At 69.2% G+C, this 19683-nt stretch carries 17 protein-coding genes and 1 pseudogene; 6 read left to right on the top strand and 12 right to left on the bottom strand.

The window, feature by feature from the left end:
* Positions 1–5 precede the first annotated feature (5 nt).
* Positions 6–1013, top strand: coding sequence for a sensor histidine kinase (locus NKJ07_RS05565; RefSeq protein WP_318569593.1), 1008 nt, complete (start codon positions 6–8; stop codon positions 1011–1013).
* Between the two features lie 42 nt (positions 1014–1055).
* Here NKJ07_RS05565 and NKJ07_RS05560 read toward each other — a convergent pair whose 3' ends face one another.
* The 6 genes from NKJ07_RS05560 to NKJ07_RS05535 all read right to left on the bottom strand — a co-directional run bounded on the left by NKJ07_RS05560 (position 1056) and on the right by NKJ07_RS05535 (position 8829).
* A complete protein-coding gene (locus NKJ07_RS05560) occupies positions 1056–2129 on the bottom strand; it encodes a sodium:phosphate symporter (protein WP_318569592.1) in 1074 nt (357 codons plus the stop codon).
* Between the two features lie 94 nt (positions 2130–2223).
* Positions 2224–3591: a geranylgeranyl reductase family protein gene (locus tag NKJ07_RS05555; protein ID WP_318569591.1), complete on the bottom strand. Its 1368-nt coding sequence runs from the start codon at positions 3589–3591 to the stop codon at positions 2224–2226.
* Positions 3592–3666: 75 nt separating this feature from the next.
* Positions 3667–4857 carry an MFS transporter gene (locus NKJ07_RS05550; RefSeq protein WP_318569590.1) on the bottom strand — a complete coding sequence of 397 codons (1191 nt, stop codon included), beginning with the start codon at positions 4855–4857 and terminating at the stop codon, positions 3667–3669.
* Between the two features lie 84 nt (positions 4858–4941).
* Positions 4942–6012: an ABC transporter permease gene (locus tag NKJ07_RS05545; RefSeq protein WP_318569589.1), complete on the bottom strand. Its 1071-nt coding sequence runs from the start codon at positions 6010–6012 to the stop codon at positions 4942–4944.
* On the bottom strand, positions 6005–7249 hold the full coding sequence (locus NKJ07_RS05540) for an ABC transporter permease (RefSeq protein WP_318569588.1): 1245 nt from the start codon (positions 7247–7249) through the stop codon (positions 6005–6007). The genes NKJ07_RS05545 and NKJ07_RS05540 overlap by 8 nt, the downstream gene beginning before the upstream one ends.
* Positions 7246–8829 carry an ABC transporter ATP-binding protein gene (locus NKJ07_RS05535; RefSeq protein WP_318569587.1) on the bottom strand — a complete coding sequence of 528 codons (1584 nt, stop codon included), beginning with the start codon at positions 8827–8829 and terminating at the stop codon, positions 7246–7248. The genes NKJ07_RS05540 and NKJ07_RS05535 overlap by 4 nt, the downstream gene beginning before the upstream one ends.
* A gap of 590 nt (positions 8830–9419) precedes the next feature.
* On the opposite strand from NKJ07_RS05535, the gene NKJ07_RS05530 reads away from it, so the two are divergent.
* Together NKJ07_RS05530 and NKJ07_RS05525 are read left to right on the top strand one after the other, a co-directional pair.
* Entirely contained in the window at positions 9420–9569 is a 150-nt protein-coding gene (locus NKJ07_RS05530; RefSeq protein ID WP_318569586.1) for a hypothetical protein, read from the top strand.
* Between the two features lie 6 nt (positions 9570–9575).
* Entirely contained in the window at positions 9576–10943 is a 1368-nt protein-coding gene (locus NKJ07_RS05525) for a glycine cleavage T C-terminal barrel domain-containing protein (protein ID WP_318569585.1), read from the top strand.
* Between the two features lie 683 nt (positions 10944–11626).
* On the opposite strand, the gene NKJ07_RS05520 is transcribed toward NKJ07_RS05525, so the two are convergent.
* Both NKJ07_RS05520 and NKJ07_RS05515 read right to left on the bottom strand, forming a co-directional pair.
* Positions 11627–12712, bottom strand: a complete 1086-nt coding sequence (locus tag NKJ07_RS05520; RefSeq protein WP_425504727.1) for a BMP family lipoprotein — start codon at positions 12710–12712, stop codon at positions 11627–11629.
* A gap of 65 nt (positions 12713–12777) precedes the next feature.
* Complete coding sequence (locus NKJ07_RS05515; protein WP_318569584.1) at positions 12778–14151, bottom strand: phosphohexomutase domain-containing protein; 1374 nt, start codon at positions 14149–14151, stop codon at positions 12778–12780.
* A gap of 117 nt (positions 14152–14268) precedes the next feature.
* Between NKJ07_RS05515 and NKJ07_RS05510 the strand changes: the two genes are divergently transcribed.
* The gene (locus NKJ07_RS05510; protein WP_318569583.1) at positions 14269–14565 is read left to right on the top strand and encodes an acylphosphatase; all 297 of its coding nucleotides are present in this window, start codon (positions 14269–14271) and stop codon (positions 14563–14565) included.
* 7 nt (positions 14566–14572) lie between these two features.
* Here the strand turns inward: NKJ07_RS05510 and NKJ07_RS05505 are convergent, their stop codons facing one another.
* The 3 genes from NKJ07_RS05505 to NKJ07_RS05495 all read right to left on the bottom strand — a co-directional run bounded on the left by NKJ07_RS05505 (position 14573) and on the right by NKJ07_RS05495 (position 16768).
* The gene (locus NKJ07_RS05505) at positions 14573–15256 is read right to left on the bottom strand and encodes a DICT sensory domain-containing protein (RefSeq protein WP_318569582.1); all 684 of its coding nucleotides are present in this window, start codon (positions 15254–15256) and stop codon (positions 14573–14575) included.
* 58 nt (positions 15257–15314) lie between these two features.
* Positions 15315–15779 carry a DUF7960 family protein gene (locus NKJ07_RS05500; RefSeq protein WP_318569581.1) on the bottom strand — a complete coding sequence of 155 codons (465 nt, stop codon included), beginning with the start codon at positions 15777–15779 and terminating at the stop codon, positions 15315–15317.
* A 263-nt stretch (positions 15780–16042) separates the two neighbouring features.
* Positions 16043–16768 (bottom strand): DUF429 domain-containing protein, encoded by a 726-nt coding sequence (locus tag NKJ07_RS05495; protein WP_318569580.1) that lies wholly within the window; start codon positions 16766–16768, stop codon positions 16043–16045.
* 108 nt (positions 16769–16876) lie between these two features.
* On the opposite strand from NKJ07_RS05495, the gene NKJ07_RS05490 reads away from it, so the two are divergent.
* Positions 16877–17680, top strand: coding sequence for a BtpA/SgcQ family protein (locus NKJ07_RS05490; protein ID WP_318569579.1), 804 nt, complete (start codon positions 16877–16879; stop codon positions 17678–17680).
* Positions 17681–17933: 253 nt separating this feature from the next.
* Here NKJ07_RS05490 and NKJ07_RS05485 read toward each other — a convergent pair.
* Positions 17934–19064 (bottom strand): annotated as a pseudogene (locus tag NKJ07_RS05485) (NAD(P)/FAD-dependent oxidoreductase); the annotation flags it as partial.
* A 120-nt stretch (positions 19065–19184) separates the two neighbouring features.
* Between NKJ07_RS05485 and NKJ07_RS05480 the strand changes: the two are divergent.
* Positions 19185–19634, top strand: a complete 450-nt coding sequence (locus NKJ07_RS05480) for a DUF5518 domain-containing protein (protein ID WP_318569578.1) — start codon at positions 19185–19187, stop codon at positions 19632–19634.
* Positions 19635–19683 lie beyond the last annotated feature (49 nt).

Raw genomic sequence — 19683 nt, 5'->3', positions numbered from 1 at the left:
TCCGGATGCAAGCCGACAGCTGTGACCTCGACGACGAACACCTCCTCAGAGCGCTCGACCGCATCAGGGACGTGTTCGCCGTGTTCGACGATCATAACCGACTCGTCTACTGGAACGCCCACTCCGAGCGGCGGTCGGGCTACTCGGCCGAGGAGTTGGCCGGGATGCGCCCGGAGCAATTGGTCGCGGATGCGGACCTGCCGACGCTCAGGAGCTACCTCCGGGACGTCCACCAGACCGGGCGGAGCACGGTCGAGGTCCGACTCGTCACGAAGAACGGCGAGACGGTGCCGCACGAACTGTACTCCGACCTGCTGACTGACGCCGACGGGAGCGTGATCGGGCGGGTCGTCGTCGGCCGCGATATCAGCGAACGCTGGGTGTACGAGCGCGTGCTGGAGCACAAGAGCGACCGCCTCCAGGAGTTCGCGGAGTTCGTCTCACACGACATCAGGACGCCGCTGTCGGTCGCGGCCGGGTGGCTCGACGCGTACCACGAGACGGGGACCGAGGCACACTACCAGCGGGTGGTCGACGCACACGAGCGGATCGAGCAAGTCGTCGACGACCTGCTCGGGCTGACGTCGTTCGGCGGCGTGATCGAGGACCTCGAACCGGTCGACGTGGGCAACCTCGCCTGGGCCGTCTGGCGGTCGGTCCCCACCGGAGACGCGGCCCTCGAGGTCGACGACACCGGCACGGTCATGACCGATCGGGCCCTGCTCCGGCAGGTGCTGGAGAACCTCTTCGACAACGCCCTCCACCACGCCGGGCCGGCGGTGACGGTCCGGGTCGGCCCGCTCGACAGGGGCTTTTTCGTCGAGGACGACGGGCCGGGGTACCCCGACGACGAGGACAGGTCCGTCCTCGAGGCCGGCATGTCGAGGAGTCCCGAGGGGACGGGGCTCGGGCTGGCGATCGTCGACGAGATCGCCACGATGCACGGCTGGTCGATCGACACGACCGACGGGAGCCGGAGCGGGGCCCGGATCGAGTTCACCGAGGCTCGCTGACGGCTCCGCCCGCGCCGCGGACGCGGGCGTCGATCCCCCGTCTCAGCCGAACAGGACGAGGCCCAGGGGCGTCCCGACGAAGCCGACGAGCGCGGCGATCGTTCGTCGCCACGAGACGAGTACCTCGTCGAGGACGCCCGTGGCGAGTCGGAGGAAGGGGCGAAAGGCCACGAGCGCGAACGTCGTCGCGACGCCCGCCGTGACTGTGACCGCCAACACGGTCGCGACGCCCACCCCGTCGCCGATGAGCACCGCGACCGCGAGCGTGTCGGCGAGCGTCCCGACGTTCGCGCCGAGGACGTACGGCACCGTCTCGCGGCGACTGACGTAGCCGCGGTTGTACAGCGGGACGATCACCCCGAGCGAGAACGCGACGCTCGTCGTGAGCGCGGTCACGACGCCGCCGACGGCCGCGGCGCGCCAGCGGCCGTCGAGCCACACCGCGACGGTGGACCGGACGCGGTCCGTGTCGGCCGCCCCGAGCACGCGGTCGAAGAGGTCAAGCGCGACGAACACGAGCCCGACGGCACAGAGCGCGGTCGCCGGTGCGCCGATCAGGTTCGTCAGCGAGACGGCCACGGGCTCGAAGACGGTCGGTGGCGAGAGCCCGCCGTCGACGCCTATGCCGATGCCGATGGGGGCGTCCGCCGTCCGGCCGATCGCATCGACGACCGTGTCCGACCGCGTCAGGACGTATCCGGCGACGGCGGTCGGGAGGTAGACGGCCGCGGTGAGGCCGGCGGCGAGCAGTCCGAGTTCGAGCGACTCGCCGACCGCCTCGGGCCGTCCCCGGAGGTGGTCGACACCGCCGATGAAGATGACGATCCCGGTCGCGCCGAGGCGGGACCCGACGATCAGGAGGAACAGCTGAGGGGCCGTGACGAGCCCGGTCGCGTGAAGCGAGAGCGAGACGGCGGCGACGATCGTCCCGTTCCCGAGCGTGGCCGCCGCGACCCACCCCAAGCCCAGGGCCGGCGGGTCGGAGACGAGGACGGCCCCGAGGAGCCGTCCGAGTGTGGGTGCGCCGGCTCCGGTGGCCGTGCCGAGGAGACGGACGGCGAACAGGAACGCGACCACGGCGACGGCCGCGCCGGCCCAGGTCGGCAGGCTGGACACGGCGCGCCCTATCGGCCCGTCGGCTCCCCGAGGTCCCCCCATCCGGGCGTGCCTAACGACCACCAGATCAATAAGCGACCCGGTGGGTGGCGCGTCAGTACTTCGCCTCGGCCCCGGTCGTCTCGTACACGCGGTCCATGATCCCGTCGCGTCCGGCCTGCCAGCCGCCGAGCGCCCCGGGCCGCGACGGGTAGCGCTCGTAGTGGCTCAGCAGTTCGTCGGCGACGCGTTTCGTCTGGAAGAAGTTCCAGATCTGCTCCCAGTGACCGTAGCTCTCCTTGATGGTTTTCGCGACCAGTAGCGGCGACATCGAGGTGGAGCCGTCGTACAGCGCCTCGGCGATCTTCTCGCCCGGGAGCGACGCGAGCAGGCCCATTAGCCCGTCGACGTCGACAGCAGTAGAGAGGATGTTGTAGACGTCGAGCGCGGCGTAGCGCGCGCCGAAGTGGTCCATGACGCGCTCGTTGTAGCGCCAGAGGTTCTCCTCGCTCACGTCGCCGTCGCTCACGGCCTCGATTATCTGCTCGGCGGCGTACTGCCCGGAGTAGGCGGCCCCGGCGATGCCGCCGCCCGTGGTCGGGTTGACGAGACCGGCGGCGTCGCCGGCGGCGACGAACCCCGGCGCGACCGCCGAATCGTACGGCCGTCTCGTCGGCAGGGCCGCGCCCAGTTTGTCCGTGACCCGGGCGTTCTCGAATTCCGGCCGGTCGTGGAGATCGCGCTTGAGGTCCTCGACGAGCTTCATCGGCTGTTCGTTCATCTGGAAGCCGAGCCCGGCGTTGATCTCCGTCCCCGTGCGCGGGAAGTACCAGAGGTAGCCCGCGGCGCGCTGGGTGGGCTTGAACACGAGCGCGTCCTTCCACGGCACCTCCTCTTCGACCTCGACGATCTCGCGGTACGCCGAGGAGAACTGCGAGTACGAGACGTTGGTGTCGAACGTCGCCCCCGAGAGGTCGGCCTTGTCCTGGAGCAGCGAGAGCGACCCTGCCCCGTCGAGCGTCACCTCGGCGTCGTACTCGATCACGTCGCCGTTGTGCTTGGCGCGGACGCCCGTCACCCGGCCCTCCTCCTGGGTGACGTCCTGGACGACGGTGTCGTAGTGGAACTCCGCGCCTGCTCGCGAGGCTCCCTCGATGATCCGGCGGCCGTACTCCCAGCGGTCGATGACCGCGAGCTCCCCCGGGACGGGGATCTCGAGGACGGTGTCTTCTTGCGGGATCTCGAAGCGGCCGTGGTCGACGCCCGTGTTGGTAAAGGCAGGTTCGAGCTGCGACTTCGGGATGGCGTCGGGGAAGTTGTCCGCGCCCTTGAGGGCGTCGCCACAGGCGATGTGGCCGGCCTCTTCCTCGGTCTTCCGCTCGACGATGACGACGTCGAGCCCTGCGTCCGCGGCCGTCGCCGCGGCGTAGCAGCCGGCGGTCCCGGCCCCGACGACGACGAGGTCGCACTCGTGTGTACTCATTGGTACTCTTTCCCGAGTGCGGCAGGAAAACTCTTTACTCCCGATCCGGTCGCTTCCAAGGCGACACGATCGCGGTCACCGACGCCCGACGGTGAGGAGCAGGAGACAGCTCACGAGGAGACAGCCGACGAGCCCGGTGAACGCCACGGCGTAGTCGGCCGCGTCGGCCACGACGCCCACGTACGTCGGGCCGAGCGCGCCAACCCCGATGTAGACGGTTCGCATCGCGCCGAGATCCCCACCCATGCTGTCGGTCGGAAACGAGTCCATGAGGTACGCCTGCATCACCGGCGGGAACGCCATGAGCCCGAGGGCGAACGCGACGACGGCACCGAGCACGACGGCCGGCGTCGACGCGAGGAGCATCACGGTCAACATCGCGGCGGCGACCGCCAGGACGACCGTCGCGAGCAGGCCGCGCGAGAGCCGGTCGCCCACGCCGCCGGCGACGGGTTTGGCGACCGCGCCGACGACGAACAGCGCCGCGAACCCGGTGTTGGCGAGCGCCGGCGAGAGCCCCTTGCTGACCCGGAGGAACGTCGGGAGGAAGCCGACCATCGACTGCCAGGTGAACGCGTACAGCGAGTACGAGAGGAGCAGCCACCGGAGCTGGGGCTCTCTCAGGAGGCGGCGACCGGTGTCGACGACCGCGAGATCGACCCGTTCGAGGACGTACGTCTCGCGGCTCCACCAGTGGAGCGCGAGCGCCACCGCGGCTACGACGACGACGACGGGGAGAAAGGCCGCGCGCCACGTGGCCAGGCCGAGCACGAGCGTCGCCAGGACGGCCGCGACCACGCCGCCCGTGTCGCCCGACGCGGTGTGGATGCCGAACGCCTGGCCGCGCCGGTCGACGAAGAGGTCCGAGACCAGCCCGCGGGCGGGCGTCGGATAGAGCCCCGCGCCGACGCCGACGACCGCCGCACCGACGAGGAAGACGGGGTAGGTCGGCGCGGTCGAGAGCGCGACGAAGCCGGCGCAGAGCAACACGAGCCCGCCGACGAGGAGCGTCTTGCGGGAGAGCCGATCGGAGAGCCGACCGCTGGGGTACTGCAAGAGCGCGTACAGCCCCCAGAGGACGGTGAGCGCGAACCCCGCGCGCGTACTGGAGATGGCGAGGTCGGCGCTGATCGCGGGTAACAGCGGCGAGACGACCAGCCGGCCGGTCTGGATGAGCCCCCAGCCGATCGAGACGGCGATCAACAGCCGTCCGCTGTAACCGGTCACGAGGCGCTCGTCGTCGCGGGCGGCGGCCGGTTCGGTCACTGCTTCGAGCAGAGCCGCCGAGCACTTGAACGCGCGTGTTCCGGCACGCGGCCGTCGGCCCCGTGCGGCGAGTGCGGGCCGCCGTTACCGGCTGTCGTCGCCCGACTCGTAGTGTTCCCCGGCGGCCTCGGGGATCCGCGTCCGGCCGACCAGCGCGAGGACGACGATGACGGTCACGAACGGGAGCACCCGGATCAGCTGGTTCGGCACGCCGACGTTCTGTAACTGGAGGGCGGTCTGCATCGCGTCGAGCCCCGCGAAGAGGAGCGTCGAGAGGAACGCTCCGATCGGGTTGTAGTTGCCGAAGAGGTACGCGACGATGGCGATGAACCCCTTGCCGTTGACCATCGTGGGGCCGTTCCCCGTGAACTGCCCGAGGTCGAGCGACAGCGCCGCGCCGCCCATCCCCGCGAGGAGGCCCGAGAGGAGCACGGCGGCGTAGCGCACGCGGGAGACGCTCACGCCGGCGGTGTCGAGCGCCTTGGGGTTCTCCCCGGAGGCGCGCACCCACCGGCCGAAGCGCGTCCGGTTGAGCAGGTACCACGAGGCGGCGACGGCGACGAACATCAGGTAGACGGTTGGCGAGGCGTCGAACAGCGCGCCGAAGAACGGAAGCTCCGACAGGACGGGCACCGTGATCGTGCCGGGCGTCGACACGCTGGGCGAGTTCGGCCGGCCGTAGATGACCTGCGAGGCGAAGGGGGCGAGGCCGAGCGCGATGAGCCACACCGCGAGCCCGGCGATGATCTGGTCGGCGCGGAACTCGATGACGACGACCGCGAACAGCCCCGCGAGGAGGATCGAGGCGACGACGCCGCCGGCGAAGCCGATCCAGACCCCGTCCGTCACGTCGGCGACGTAGATCGCCGAGAACGCCGAGATGATCAACAGCCCCTCGAGGCCGATGTTGATGACGCCCGCTTTCTCGGAGAAGATGCCGCCGAGCGCCGCCAGCGCGATCGGCACGGAGAGCCGGAGCGCCGACGAGAGCGTCCCCTCGCTGGTGAGGATCTCCACCAGCGTCCCGGCGACGGAGCCAGGGGCGAGGAAGCCGGCGACGAAGACGACGAGGAGCGCGCCGATCGCGGCCGCGGCGGTGATCGCTCGCGGGGACAGCGCCGCGAGCCGCCCCTGCGACACCGTCCGCTCACTCATCGGACCCACCCCCCGCTCGGCCGCCGTCGGTGGCGACCGGCTCGGGGCCGCTGCCGCCGACGTCGAGGAACCGACGGCCGACGAGCCGGAAGAACTCCGGCATCGCGACGAAGAGGATGATGAGCCCGCGGAGCACCCCGACGAGCTGGGGTGGGACGTCGGTCGCGAACTGCACTACGGTGGTCCCGCTCTTGAGGACGCCGAACAACAGGGCTGCGAAGCCCACGCCGAGCGGGTTGTTGCCCGCGAGGATCGAGACGGTGATGCCGTCGAAGCCGTACGCCGGGACGCCGGTCTGGAACTTCCCGAGGATCATCAGCACGTACATCGCGCCACCGATCCCCCCGAGCGCACCCGAGAGCATCATGCTGGCGACGATCGTCCGGCCGGCGTCGACCCCGCCGTACTCCGCGGCCTCGGGCTGGAGCCCCGATGTTCGAACGTCGTAGCCGAACGTCGTCCGCTCGATGAGGACGTAGAGGACCCAGAGCGCGACGACGCCGACGAGGAGCGCGACGAGCGAGAAGTCGGTCGAGGAGTCGAACAGGAGGGCGGGGAAGCTCGCGAACTCCGGGAGTGGGACCGTCTGGTTCGCCTGGCTGTTTGGGTCTTTGAACACGTCGGAGACGAGATACAGCGTCACGCCCGTCGCGATGAAGTTGAGCATGATCGTCGTGATCACCTCGTTCGCCTCGGCGTACGCCTTCAGAAGTCCCGGAATCGCGCCGTAGAGCGCGCCGAACGTCCCGCCGATCGCGAGCCCGAGCGGGATCAAGAGCACGGTCCCGACGACGCCCGAAACGAGCGGGGAGGCCCAGAGCACGCCCAGGCCTGTCGCGAGCGCGCCGACGACGAGCTGTCCCTGGGTCCCGATGTTGAAGATGCCCGCGCGGAACGCGATAGCGACCGACAGCCCGGTAAAGATCAGGACGGTCGTCTCGCGGAGCGTCACCGCGAGCTGGCTGTTGAGCGGCGACCACCCAGCCCGAAGCGGGTCGCCGAGCGCGCCGAGGAACAGCCGGTCGTAGACGACGACGGGGTCGTAACAGAAACTGATCCCGAGGTAGTACGCCGCCTGCGCGGGCGAACAGGTCGTCATCCGCCCCGAGACGAGGATGATGCCCGTCCCGACGACCATCGCGAGCGCGAGCGAGGCGAGCGAGATGAGCGCCCGCTCCAGCCGAGAGGCCCCGACGAGCCGTTCGAGCGCCGCCACGACGCCGTCGCGCGCGCTCATCGCCCCTCACCGTCCGTCGCGACTTCGTCGGGCGGTCGCTCCTCGGCCGACCGATCGTCCCACCCGTCGGGGTACTCACCGCCCATCAAGAGGCCGATCTCTTCTTCGGTCACGGCTGCCGGATCGACCGTGTCCATGATCGTCCCGTCGTGCATCACCGCGAGCCGGTCGGAGAGGCCCTGGACCTCCTCGAGTTTCGAGGAGACGAGGAGCACGGCGACGCCCCGTTCGCGGAGGTCGAGCAGGCGCTCGTGGATGAACTCGATGGAGCCGACGTCGACGCCTCTGGTGGGGTGGGCCGCGACGACGAGCGTCGGGTCGCGCTCGAACTCCCGACCGACGATGAACTTCTGCTGGTTCCCCCCCGACAGCGATTCGGCGGTCGTGTCGGCGGTCGGCGGTCGGACGTCGTACTGCTCGATGACGGATTCGGCGTGGTCGCGCGCGGCCGGCCAGTCGAGCCGACCCGAGCGCGCGAAGGGCGCGCGGTGTTGACTGCCGAGCATGCCGTTCTCGACCAGGTCGAACGGCATGACGAGCCCCCGTTCCTGGCGGTCCTCGGGGACGTACGACATCCCGGCGTCGATGCGGTCGCGCCGCGACCAGTCGGTGATCTCCTCGGCGTCGAAGACGATGCGGCCCGCCTCCGGTGTCCGGAGGCCGGTGATCGTCTCGACGAGTTCGGACTGGCCGTTGCCGTCGACGCCTGCGATCCCGAACACCTCGCCCGCGCGGACGTCGAACGAGACGTCGTCGACGGCGCGGACGCCGCGTTCGTCCTCGGCGACGCATCCCTCGACGCCGAGGGTCCGTTCCCCAGCGCTCGCAGGCCGTTTCTCGACGTCGAGGATCACCTCGCGGCCGACCATCAGCTCGGCCAGCTCCTCTCTCGTCGTCTCGTCACCCCGAACGGTCCCGACGTTCACGCCGTCGCGGAGGACGGTGATCTCGTCGGCGGCGTGCATCGCCTCGCTCAGCTTGTGGCTGATGAAGACGATCGTCTTCCCCTGTGCGGTGAGTTCCTCGAAGACGGCGAACAGTTCCTCGACCTCCTGCGGGGTGAGCACCGCGGTGGGCTCGTCGAGGATGAGCACGTCGGCCCCGCGGTACAGCGCCTTGAGGATCTCCACGCGCTGTTGGACGCCGACCGAGACGTCCTCGATCCGCGAATCGGGGTCGACGTCGAAGCCGAAGCGATCGGAGAGCGCCGCCACCTCTCGCCGCGCCTGCTCGCGGTCGACGGCGAGGCCGCCCCACTTGCGGGGTTCGTTGCCGAGCGTGATGTTCTCCGCGACGGTCATCGGGTCGACCAGCATGAAGTGCTGGTGGATCATCCCCACGCCGGCGTCGATCGCATCGCGCGGCGAGTCGAAGTCCCGCTCCGTGCCGTCGACGACGACGCGGCCGTCGGTGGGTTGGTACAGCCCGTACAGGACGTTCATCAGCGTCGTCTTCCCCGCGCCGTTCTCGCCGAGGAGGGCGTGGACGGAGCCTTCCTCGACCCGAAGGGTGACCTCGTCGTTGGCCACCACGCCGGGGAACCGTTTCGTGATGCCGTCGAGATGGACGGCGAGAGTCATTGGCTTCCACCTCGGACACGAATCGTTTAAACCCGCGGGTTCGCTTCGAGCGATCTATCGCGTCGACTGACAGTTCTGGCACGCTGATACGATCGAAGTCCTCGACGCGTGAGAGGTTGTAGAGCCCGTGCTGAATACAGGGCGCGTATCCAGCAGTCGGGCGCTGCTCTGTGAGTCCGTGGTACGGTGGCCGCTGGAGGGACAGAACGAGCGCACGACTCGTCGGAGCGACGGTACACTCAGAACGAAGACGGCGAGTGTCGACGCTCTCTCGGGGCATTCTCTGTGCCGATCAGCCGTGTTCGGTTACGGCTGTGTGTGACGAACTCTCGGACTTTGGGTGGTCTGCAACGTATCCAGACGACCGAAGTCGGCCGTTCACGCAGACACCGACTAGTACTCATACTGTTAACCGAACACCAGTGCTGTGACGACAGCCGCCTCGGTGCTCGCCACTCGTCAGCCTCACCGCTCTCACCCAGCGAGGTACGGACGGGGTGAAGAATCCACGGATTCCTCCGAACCCGGTATAAATAGATTATACGAATAAGCTGCAAACCGATGTGGTCACGGGTCGTCCACTGGGCCGTATGGCAGCAAGAACCCGTGCCGACGATCGAGACAGAGCGACCGAGCCTGAACTCTACCTCCCCGCCGGTGTCACCTCGCCGGTCGAAACCAGTCGGTTCGAGCGTCTCTGGGGACGGCTGTTCAACCACGGCGTAGGACCACTGAAATAGACAGTAATGTCTGAAAACGAACGCAATCCGAACCACCCCAGCGTCGACCAGTCGGATCGCACCGTTCCCCGAAATCTGCGCCAAACGGGCGACGCAGACATCGACCTCGTGATCTCGAACCGGGTCCGGAAGTCACCGTTCTGGCACCTCTCCGTCGAGGAAGGCTGTCACGAGGCGACCGTGTACAACCACATGTACCACCCTCGGGCGTACATCGACCCCGAAGACGGCGGTTCGGAAGCCGAGTACGAGCTGCTGGTCAACCACGTAGCGCTGTGGGACGTCGCGGTCGAGCGCCAGATTCGTGTCGAGGGGCCCGACGCCGAGGCGTTCGTCGACTACGTCATCACGCGGGACGCCACCGACATCGAGCCGATGCGTGGCAAGTACGCCATTTGCTGCAACGAGGACGGCGGCATCCTCAACGACTTCGTCTTGTTGCGACCCGACGACGACGAGTTCTGGTTCTCCATCGCCGATTCGGACCTGCTACAGTGGTTGCAAGGGGTCACGGTTGGGAACGACTTCGAGGTCGACATCGACGAGATCGACGTCTCGCCGATGCAGGTTCAGGGCCCGAAATCGCCCGATGTGATCGAGTCGCTCATCGACGACGCGGTCGAAGACGTTCCGTACTACGGATTGTTGGACGCGACGATCAACGGCGTCCCGGTGTTGGTGAGCCAAACGGGCTTCTCCGGAGAGGCGGGGTTCGAGATATACGTCCGCGAGGCGACGACGAACGCCGAAGCAGTGTGGGAGCCGGTGCTCGAAACGGTCAAAGGTCACGGCGGTGCCGCGACGCCAGTTAACGGTCGTCGACGGATCGCGGCCGGAATCCTGTCGTTGGGGCAGGACATGGACCACGAGACGTCGCCGTTCCAGGTCAATCTCGGCTATCAGGTCCCCGACGACAAGGACGCGGACTACGTCGGCAAAGCCGAACTGGAACGCCAGAAGGAAGCCATCGAAAACGGCGAGTTCCCGTTCACGCACAAACTGGTCGGCCTGAAAATGGCAGGCGAACCGATTCTGGAGTGGGCCTCGGACTTCTGGCTCATCTCGGACCCGGAGACGGGCGACGAATGTGGCTACCTGACGTCGGCGGGCTGGAATCCGGACCTCGAGGCCAACATCGGCCTCGGGTTCGTGCCAGCGGCGACGCTGCAGGCCGCAACCGACGTCCCGCTCGACGACTCGATATACGACGCGGACCTCGACCTGGAGTTCGAGGTACATCTCCCGGACGAGTACGCCGAGGAGTCCGGCGACCCCGTCTATGCGACGCTGGCGAAGGTTCCGTTCAAAGAGTCGGTCAATCCCAGTGCTCGCGAACAGGCTAAGATTCACGCCAGGGACGACGTGGACGAGTGAGAGTCGTTTCTCCGAAGCCAACTCATGGGGAACGCAGCGGGGTACCGGCGTTTGCGTGCTGAAGACGCTCTCCGTATTCTGCGGGTCGTCTCCCGCACCCGCTAGAGCCTCTGTATCGGTCACACGGGTTCTGACTGGACGCTGAGGGTCGTTCAACTGGTGCCGAACACGAAGCGCGAGTCGGTCGCTACCGATCAACTGAGCGACTGGCGGAATTGCCGACCGGGGACGGGAATCAGCACCGTGCAGATTCGAGGAGTTCTTGCTGTGCGGAGCCATCCTCCAATACGAGAGAACGGTTCATGCAGATGCGACCGTTTACTGCAGGCGATGCTGATGCTGTCTACGAGGTGCATCGGCGTGCATTCGACGGGGGGACGGACTCGTCGCGTACCAACCAGAGTTTCGACAGGCGGAGAATTAACTCACGTTTCGGACTGCTGGCTCTGCTTACGGAGTGAAACGGAGTAGCATCCACCAGTATCCAGACTGACCGACTCGACCTCGGTGTCCAGCAGGCTGGTTCTGACAGGGTACGACGGAATCAACAGCGTCAGGTCTCCTGACGCTCGGGTCCAACCGACTCCTTCTCGAAGAGTCGATACCTACGAAACAAGGGTTCGGTACGGGCCACCATCTCCTCGAGAAACCGGTAACGGTCGGCGTCCGCCTCGGACTCGGCCTTACTGCGGGCTGGTCGGCACCGACACGTCGCCGGCGATGATCGACTCCCGGGAGGCGGTGACTGCGTCCGTGACCTCTTGGGGGAGTTCGCTGCCGAGTTCGGAGCCGTAGACGGCGGCGACGCCCTCGGCGTCGAGGCCGAGCGTGACCGTGCTCCCTCCCTGGAACTCGTCGTTGACGATCGACTCGATGGCGTCGTACACGGCGGTGTCGACGCGCTTGACCATGCTGGCGAGGATGACGTCCGCGAAGGAGTCCTTGGTGACGGACTGGTCGCGGTCGACGCCGATGGCGAACCGGCTCTGTTCCTGGGCCGCCTGGAAGACGCCCGTCCCGGTGTTGCCCGAGGCGTGGTAGACGACGTCCGCGCCGTTGTTGTACATCGCGAGCGCCGCCTCCTTGCCCGCGGCGGGGTCATTGAAGCTCCCCGTGTAGTTCGTCAACACCTCGATATCCTCGTTCGCGGCCGCGACGCCGGCCTCGTAGCCGGCCTGGAACTTCCGGATGAGGTCGGACTCGACGCCGCCGACGAAGCCGACGGTCGACGAGTCGGGAGCCGTCGACCCCGCGCCGGCCGAGAAGTCCATCGTCGTGAGCAGCCCCGCCATCTGCCCGACCAGATACGACCCCTCGTGTTCGGCGAACACGTAGTTGGCGACGTTCGACGCGTCGACGACCGAGTCGACGAGCATGAAGTTCTGGTCGGGGTACTCCTCGGCCGTGGCGCTCAGCGCGTCGGTCTGGAGGAAGCCGATGCAGCAGATGAGTTCGTACGTCGGGTCCGACGACTGGGCGAACTGCTGTTGGAACGTGCTGAACTGGGCCACCTCGTCCGGCTGGGTCTCGCCGATCTGGACGCCGAGTTCGTCGCGAGCGCGGAACGCCCCCTGCTGGGCCTGGTCGTTGAACGAGCCGTCGCCGAGGCCGCCGGTCGCGTACACCATCCCGACGTTGGTCGCGTCTTCGCCGCTTCCGCCGTCGCCTCCGCCACCGGAGGCGCCACCGGCACAGCCGGCGAGTCCAGCGAGGCCGACGACCCCGGTTCCCTTGACGAACGTCCGTCTATCCACGTTTTCGAGAGGCATACGCAACACCAGGCGGCGTGCCGTCAATAAATCCGTCGTTTAGTGGACCACGCGAAACGGGCGGCTCAGGCGTCGTCGACGGCGCGTTCGACGACCTCGCGCGCCTCCGCGACGAGCGCGTCGACGGCGTCGCTCTCGGCGTAGATCCGGACGTACGGCTCCGTGCCCGAGGGTCGAACGAGGAGCCACGAGGCGTCGGGGAACTCCACCCTGACGCCGTGTTCGGTGTCGACGTCCGCCCCGGGGAACGCCTCCGGGAGGTCGGTTTCGAGCCGACCCATGGCCGTCCGCTTGGCCGCGTCGGGACAGGGGACAGACACCTTCCGGTAGGGCCGTTCCGTGACCGGCGCACGGAGCCCCGCCAGCCCCTCGTCGTGGCCGGCGACGAGGCGGGCGACGACCGCGGCCGAGCAGATCCCGTCGATCCAGCCGCCGAACGCGGTGTGGACGTGTTTCCACGGTTCGGCGGCGAAGGCGACGTGACCGCCCGCCGCACGGGCGCTGGCGATGCCCTCGTGGAGCGCCCCCAGGCGGACCCGTTCGACCCGCCCGCCAGCCGCGGCGACCTGTTCGTCGATGCGGCCCGAGGCGTTCGGCGTCGTCACGACTACGGGCGTCTCGATCCCGTCGGCAACCGCCGCACGGACGTACGCCGACGCGAGGATCGCGACGACCGTGTCCTCGTGAACGACCTCGCCGTCGGCGTTGACCACGACGATCCGGTCGGCGTCGCCGTCGTGACCGATCCCGAGCGAGACGTCGCCGTCGGCGACGAACGCACGGAGGTCAGCGAGCGATTCGGGCGTCGGTTTCGACTCCCGCCCGGGGAAGTGACCGTCGACGTTGTCGTTGAGGCCGACGACGCGCGCGCCGAGTTCGCGGAGCACGCCCGGCGTCCCGAGCGACCCCATACCGTTACCGCAGTCGACCGCCACCGGGAGGCCGTCGAGCGCCCCGCCCACGCCCCGGGCGTACGAGACGACCGCGCGACGGTACCGCGGCAACGGGGCGACGTGTTCGGTGGCGCCCCAGCGATCCCACGAGACCGGCGGGGCGTCCTCCTCGACGCGCGACTCGACGACCTCCTCCATCGAGCGGTCGTACTCGACGCCGTCGACGAACAGCTTGAGCCCGTTGTCGGCCGGTGGGTTGTGGCTCGCGGTGAGCATCACGCCGCGCCGACCGCGGGAGGCAAACGCCAGCGTCGGCGTCGGGACGACGCCGGCGCGCCGAACCGTCGCACCCGCGGACAGCAGTCCGGCCTCGACCGCCGACGCCAGCGCCTCGCCCGTCGTCCGCCCATCTCGCCCGACGACGAACTCCGCGTCGCCCGTCGCCACCGCGGCGAGGCCCGCCGCACGGCCCACCGCGAGCGCGAGCTCGGGCGTCACACGCGATGTCGTGTCACCGCGGATCCCCGCGGTACCGAACAGCTCCATACCGGACCCCACTCGGGGGCTGCACTTATACTGTCGGTCATCGATCACCGGCCCGAGGAGGGGCAGGCACGGGTCGGGCCACGAGGGTTCATTACGCACCGCGCACGAACGAGGGGTATGAGCGAAGCCGACGCGGACGACGACCGGGTTCGCGCACACGTGTTCGTCTCCGGCCGCGTACAGGGCGTCTACTACCGTGCCAGCACCCGCGAGGCGGCGGGTGAACGCGACGTCGACGGCTGGGTCCGAAACCTCGACGACGGGCGGGTCGAGGCGGTGTTCGAGGGACGAGAGGCGGACGTTGAGGCGCTCGTCGAGTGGTGTCACACCGGGAGCGCCGCGGCCGTCGTCGAGGACGTCGACGTGCGCTACGACCCGCCCGAGGGGGAGTCGGGCTTTCGGGTCCGCTGGTGACGGTGAGTCAGTACGCCGCGGCTAGGTACGCGTCGATCTCGTCGACGAGGTCGGGTGCGTACGTCAGAAAGCCCGAGAACCGGCCGTCGTCGCGCTCCTCGGCGAGGAGCGTACACTTGTACTCGTTCGCCCCGTCGCCGCCGTCGTAGACGACGAACCAGGAGCGTTCGATCTCCGGCGCGGCGTCGAGGTGGACGATCGCGGAGCCCACGTCGGGTGGGTGACGGCGACCGTCGGGGGCGGCGTACGCGTGCACGTCGAGCACCAGCGAGAGCCGTGCGTAGACCGCGCGCTGGTCGACGAGCGCACGGACGTGTTGGAAGCCGGCGCGGAGGCGGCCGCGGCGGACGCGCCAGGCACGGTCTTCGATCTCCCGGGTCGCGGCGACCATCCCCCGGCGGTCGGCGGAGGCGAACGTCGTGCACTCCGGCGTCGACAGCGCGGACGTCAGTGCGTCGGTCGCCGATTCGAGCCCCGCGTCGCTCTCGTCGAGCGGGACGACCGAGACGACATCCGTGCCGTCGTGAACCATCGCGGTCGGCCGGTCCGTCCCCTCCTCGACGTCGACGCGGACCCACAGCGGAGCGAAGGCCCGCTCGACCCGATCCACGACCGCCCGCGACGGGGGCGACACGAGCGTCAGGCGACGCTGGGACCGTTCGACCCGGTCGATGATGGCTCCCAGCGACATTCGGTTCGGCTACGGTGAACTGGGAGATAACCGTTCGCGTGCGGGCCGTGGCGGGACGTTACGCGTGGTCCGGGGGGCGTGTACCCGGGTCGTCCTCGCTCACGACGCCGAGTTCGTCGAGCGCGCGGAGGACGACGCGCGCTTGGACCGCCGCTTGCGGTTCGGCGTCAGGGTCGTCGACGACCGACCGACTCCGGTCGACCACTCGACGTTCGAGCGCCGTCTGATCGGGTTCGTCCCGCGTCTCGTTCAACAGCGCCTCGAAGTCCTCGCGGAGCGAGAACGACGCGCGCGCGACGTTACACCGCGACAGCGGTTGCATTCCCATGTCGAGAACGAGTTCGCGGACGAGTTCCCAGTCGCTCTCGCAGAAGTGGATCGAGACCTCCCCGACGATGTCCCGCCACGCGATGGGACCGGAGTTCCGCATCAGCGTCACGGCTCGTGGGGGCAGGTCGAGTCTGGCGACGGTGTCGACGTCGTCGCAGAGACAGCAGGGTTGTTCCGTCCGGCCGGTGTACATACCGGCCCTGAGGACGGAACGGATTAGTGACTTTCGCGGCGAAGGGGAGCGGTAATGGCAGGGTGATGGCGCTCCCGCGGTCGCTCGGGAAGACTGTGGCGCAACGACGTGGCAGGTACTGAGACACACGGTGGGTTGCGGTGGGTCGATGCGTCGTTCACGCCAACTCTTCGTAGTGGGTTATACAATAAAAGCCTTTCGCGAGTTCATATATGAACATTATATATCGTATATACTGTTTTAATCGGCTAAAATTCCCGGCATCACGTGTCGAACGCGTGGTCGGCCAGGTACCGAATCTCCATCGGGAGCCCGACGGCGTCGCGGGGGACCTGCTCGTCCGGGACGGCGGGGACGCGAGCGAGCGGCCCCGCGGCGCTGACGGCGAGCACGAGCGCGTCGAGGACGTCGTCCCGCGCCACGTCCTTCCGCAGGGTCGCGTCGAGCCAGGCCTCGTACGTCCTGTCGACGTCGGGAAGCACGGCGCGGAGACGGTCGAGCCGTTCCGTCCGACCGGCCGCCGTCGCCTTCGACGCCGAGACGGGTCCGTCACCTAGCGTGGCGAAACACAGTTCCGGGTGTGCCTCGACCACGGGCGGGATCGCCCGCGAGGACCGGAGGGTCGCGTCGACCTCCCGGATGCGGGGGACGAGATGCCACGCCTGGATGGAGAGCCCGTAGCCCGTCCGGTCGCGGTTCACCGCCGACGCCGCCTCGTGGTCCCGGGCGTCGAGGACGGCGCGACACGGCGCGAAGAAGACGGTCGACGCGCGAGACCCCAGTCGCTCCCGGGCGGCCTCGTCACACGCCCGGCGGCCGCGCTCGGGGAGGCCGATCGGCATGTCGACGAGCAGTCGGTCGGCCGTCGGGACGGCGTCGACGACGGCCGCGAAGTCCGAGCGGAGCGCGTAGTCGAGCCCCTCGTCGGGGTCGCACGTGACCGCGAACCACCCGCTCGAACAGCCGTCGACGCCGACGTAGCGGGACACAGTGGTTCGGACGAAAGGGGACCGAAAGAGTCTTTGGACGGCCCACGGCTGGACGCGGAACGAGCGGTCGACCGAACGGCCTTTGAGCCGCGACCGAGAGCCTCGCCCATGACACTCCTCGACTCCGATGCCGACGCGCTCGTCGTCGGTATGGTCCACCTCCAGCCCTTGCCCGGTGCGCCCGGCTTCGACGGTGACCGCGACCGGATCCGCGAGCGCGCCGTTTCTGACGCCCGCGCGCTCGCCGCCGGCGGCGTCGACGGCGTGATGGTCGAGAACTTCGGGGACGTCCCGTTCTACCCCGAGTCGGTCCCCACACACGTCGTCGCGTCGATGACCGACGCGGTCGGCCGGGTGGTCGAGGCCGTCGACGTCCCCGTCGGCGTGAACGTGCTCCGGAACGACGCCGACGCCGCCCTCTCGGTCGCGGCCGCAACCGGGGCGTCGTTCATCCGCGTCAACGTCCACGCCGGCGCGCGCGTGACTGACCAGGGCCTGATCGAGGGTCGCGCCCACGAGACCGTCCGACTCCGTTCACGGCTGGCGGCCGACATCGAGATCATGGCAGACGTCGGGGTCAAACACTCCGCGCCGCTGGGCGAGCGGCGGTCGCTCGACGAGTCGGTCGACGACGTCGTGACGCGCGGCCTCGCCGACGCAGTCGTCGTCTCGGGCCGGGGGACCGGCCACGCGGTCGACCCGGCGCGGCTCGAACGCGCCGCGGCCGCCTGTGCCCGCCACGACGCCCCGCTGTTCGTCGGGAGCGGCGTCACCGCCGAGGCGGTCGGCGACTGTCTCGCGCACGCCGACGGCGTCGTGGTCGGGACGGCGCTCAAAGCGGGCGGCGAGACGACGAACGTCGTCGCCGAAGACCGCGTCCGGGCGGTCGTCGACGCCGCTCACGAAGGGTAGTCGCTCCGAAGATCACGCGGCAGCCGTCGGCCGTCAGCCGCGGTCCGTCGGCCGGCCCGCGACGCCGCTACGCCGCGTCGTCTTCCTCGTCCGCGTCGTCCGTCGCATCCTCGTCGTCGACGGGGATCTCGATCTCGATCGGATCCGTCGGTTCGCTCCCGGTCTCGGGGTGGACCCCGTCGACGGCGGGGACGGCGTCGTCGAGCGCCGCCTCGGCCTCGGCGGCGTGGTCGCGTCGCACGCTCCGGGGGCCGAGTTCTGTCTCGACGAGTTCGGCGGCCTGCCGGACCGCCCCGACCGAGGAGAGGTGGCTCGCGCCGACGGTCGCTTTCATCGCCCGTGCCGCACCCCCGCGGAGCACCGTCGGGCCGACCTGCGCGACGGTGCCGTCGCCGACCGAGACGATCCACCCCGGCACCTCGAAGCGGTACTGCTGGAGGTGCGGGCGGAACTCGTCCGGGTCGGCGTCGCGGTCGTGGCGGACGAGCGTGAGGAGGTTGTCGGCGACGACGCGCGCCTCGCGGAGCGCCGCGGAGGCCGACGCCGGCACGGCCTCTCCGTCGGCGTCGACGACCCGGGCGGCGTCGCCCACGACGAACGTCCGGTCGTCGAGTCGGAGATCGCTCCGGACGGGCGGGCGCTCGCCGTCCATCGCGGCGGGACCGCTGATGCCGCCGGTCCACACCAGCGTGTCGTACGCGATCGACCCGGCATCGGTCTCGACGGCGTCGGCGGTCGCCCGTTCGACCGTGGTCCCGGTCCGGACGTCGACGCCCTGTCGCTCCAGTTCGTCGTGGACGGCGCGCTGGAAGTTCTCGGGGAACGACGGGGCGACCGCGCCCAACTGTTCGAGCAGGACCACGTCCACGTCGGCGGCCGCCTCGTCGGCCACCGCCGCGAGTTCGCCCGCGACCTGTACGCCCGACAGGCCCGCGCCGCCGACGACCGCCATCCCGTCGGCGTCGCACGTCTCCGAGAACGACTCGCGGATCGCGCGGGCGTCTTCGACGCGTTTCAGCGGAATCGCGTGCGATTCGAGCCCGGGCAGATCGTAGAACGCCGTCTCCGCGCCGAGACAGACGGCCGCGTAGTCGTAGTCGAGTTCGCCGCCGTCCTCGCCGGAGAGATGGACCACGCCGGCGTCGCGGTCGATCGACTCGACCCGTGCGGTCCGGACCGTGGCGCGATCGAACAGGTCCAGAAGCGGGACCTGGATCACGTCTTCGAGATCGGGGTAGCGGACCAGTCGGTGGAGTTCGTGCTGGACGAGGTGGGTGGGACGCTCGTCGACGACGACGAGTTCGACTTCGGGGGGGAGTCTGGCGTCGAGACGGCGGGCGACGGTGACGCCCGCGTAGCCGGCGCCGAGGACGGCGACACGCATGGGCGAGTAGAGGGACGCGAGGGCAAAGAACGTTTCACGATGGCGGCAGTCCGACTCTCGTTCGAGCGCGTCGTGGGCCGGACGGGAGCGTTTATGTGCCTGCACCGACAGCTACCGGTCATGACCCGAACTGGTCCCCTCCCTCCCTCCGTGAGCGACACGTGGAAGTACGCCCTCGTCGGCGGCCTGGTTTCGATCCCACTCACGACCGTCGGCTACTGGCAGTCAGGGTCGGAGCTGTCGCTGTCGCCGGTGCTTCTCGGCGGGCTCGTCGCCGGCTACCTCGCCAGGCGCGCGACGGGCACCGCCGACGGCGTCGGGGTCCGGGCGGGGCTCGTAGGCGCGCTCCCGGCGCTCTGGATACTGGCCGACGTCCTCGGGGCCGCGTCCGCGCTCTCCGGGCCGGCCTGGTTCGTGGCTGTCGGGGTCGGCTTCACCGGCGCGATCCTCCTCGTCGTCGCCGTCGTCGGCTTCGGTCTCAGCGCGCTCGCGGGCGCGCTCGGCGCGCGAGCCGGGAGTTGGCTCGCCGGGCGCACGGGCCGACGGAGTCCGCCCGCCGCCGGAAACTAACCTCGCCGGCCCTCCGCCCTGCCGCCCGTTAGAACAGCGCCTCCGACTC

This window comes from Salinigranum marinum (genome assembly GCF_024228675.1).
Lineage (GTDB): Archaea > Halobacteriota > Halobacteria > Halobacteriales > Haloferacaceae > Salinigranum > Salinigranum marinum.
This window is presented reverse-complemented; position numbering and strand designations above follow the sequence as displayed.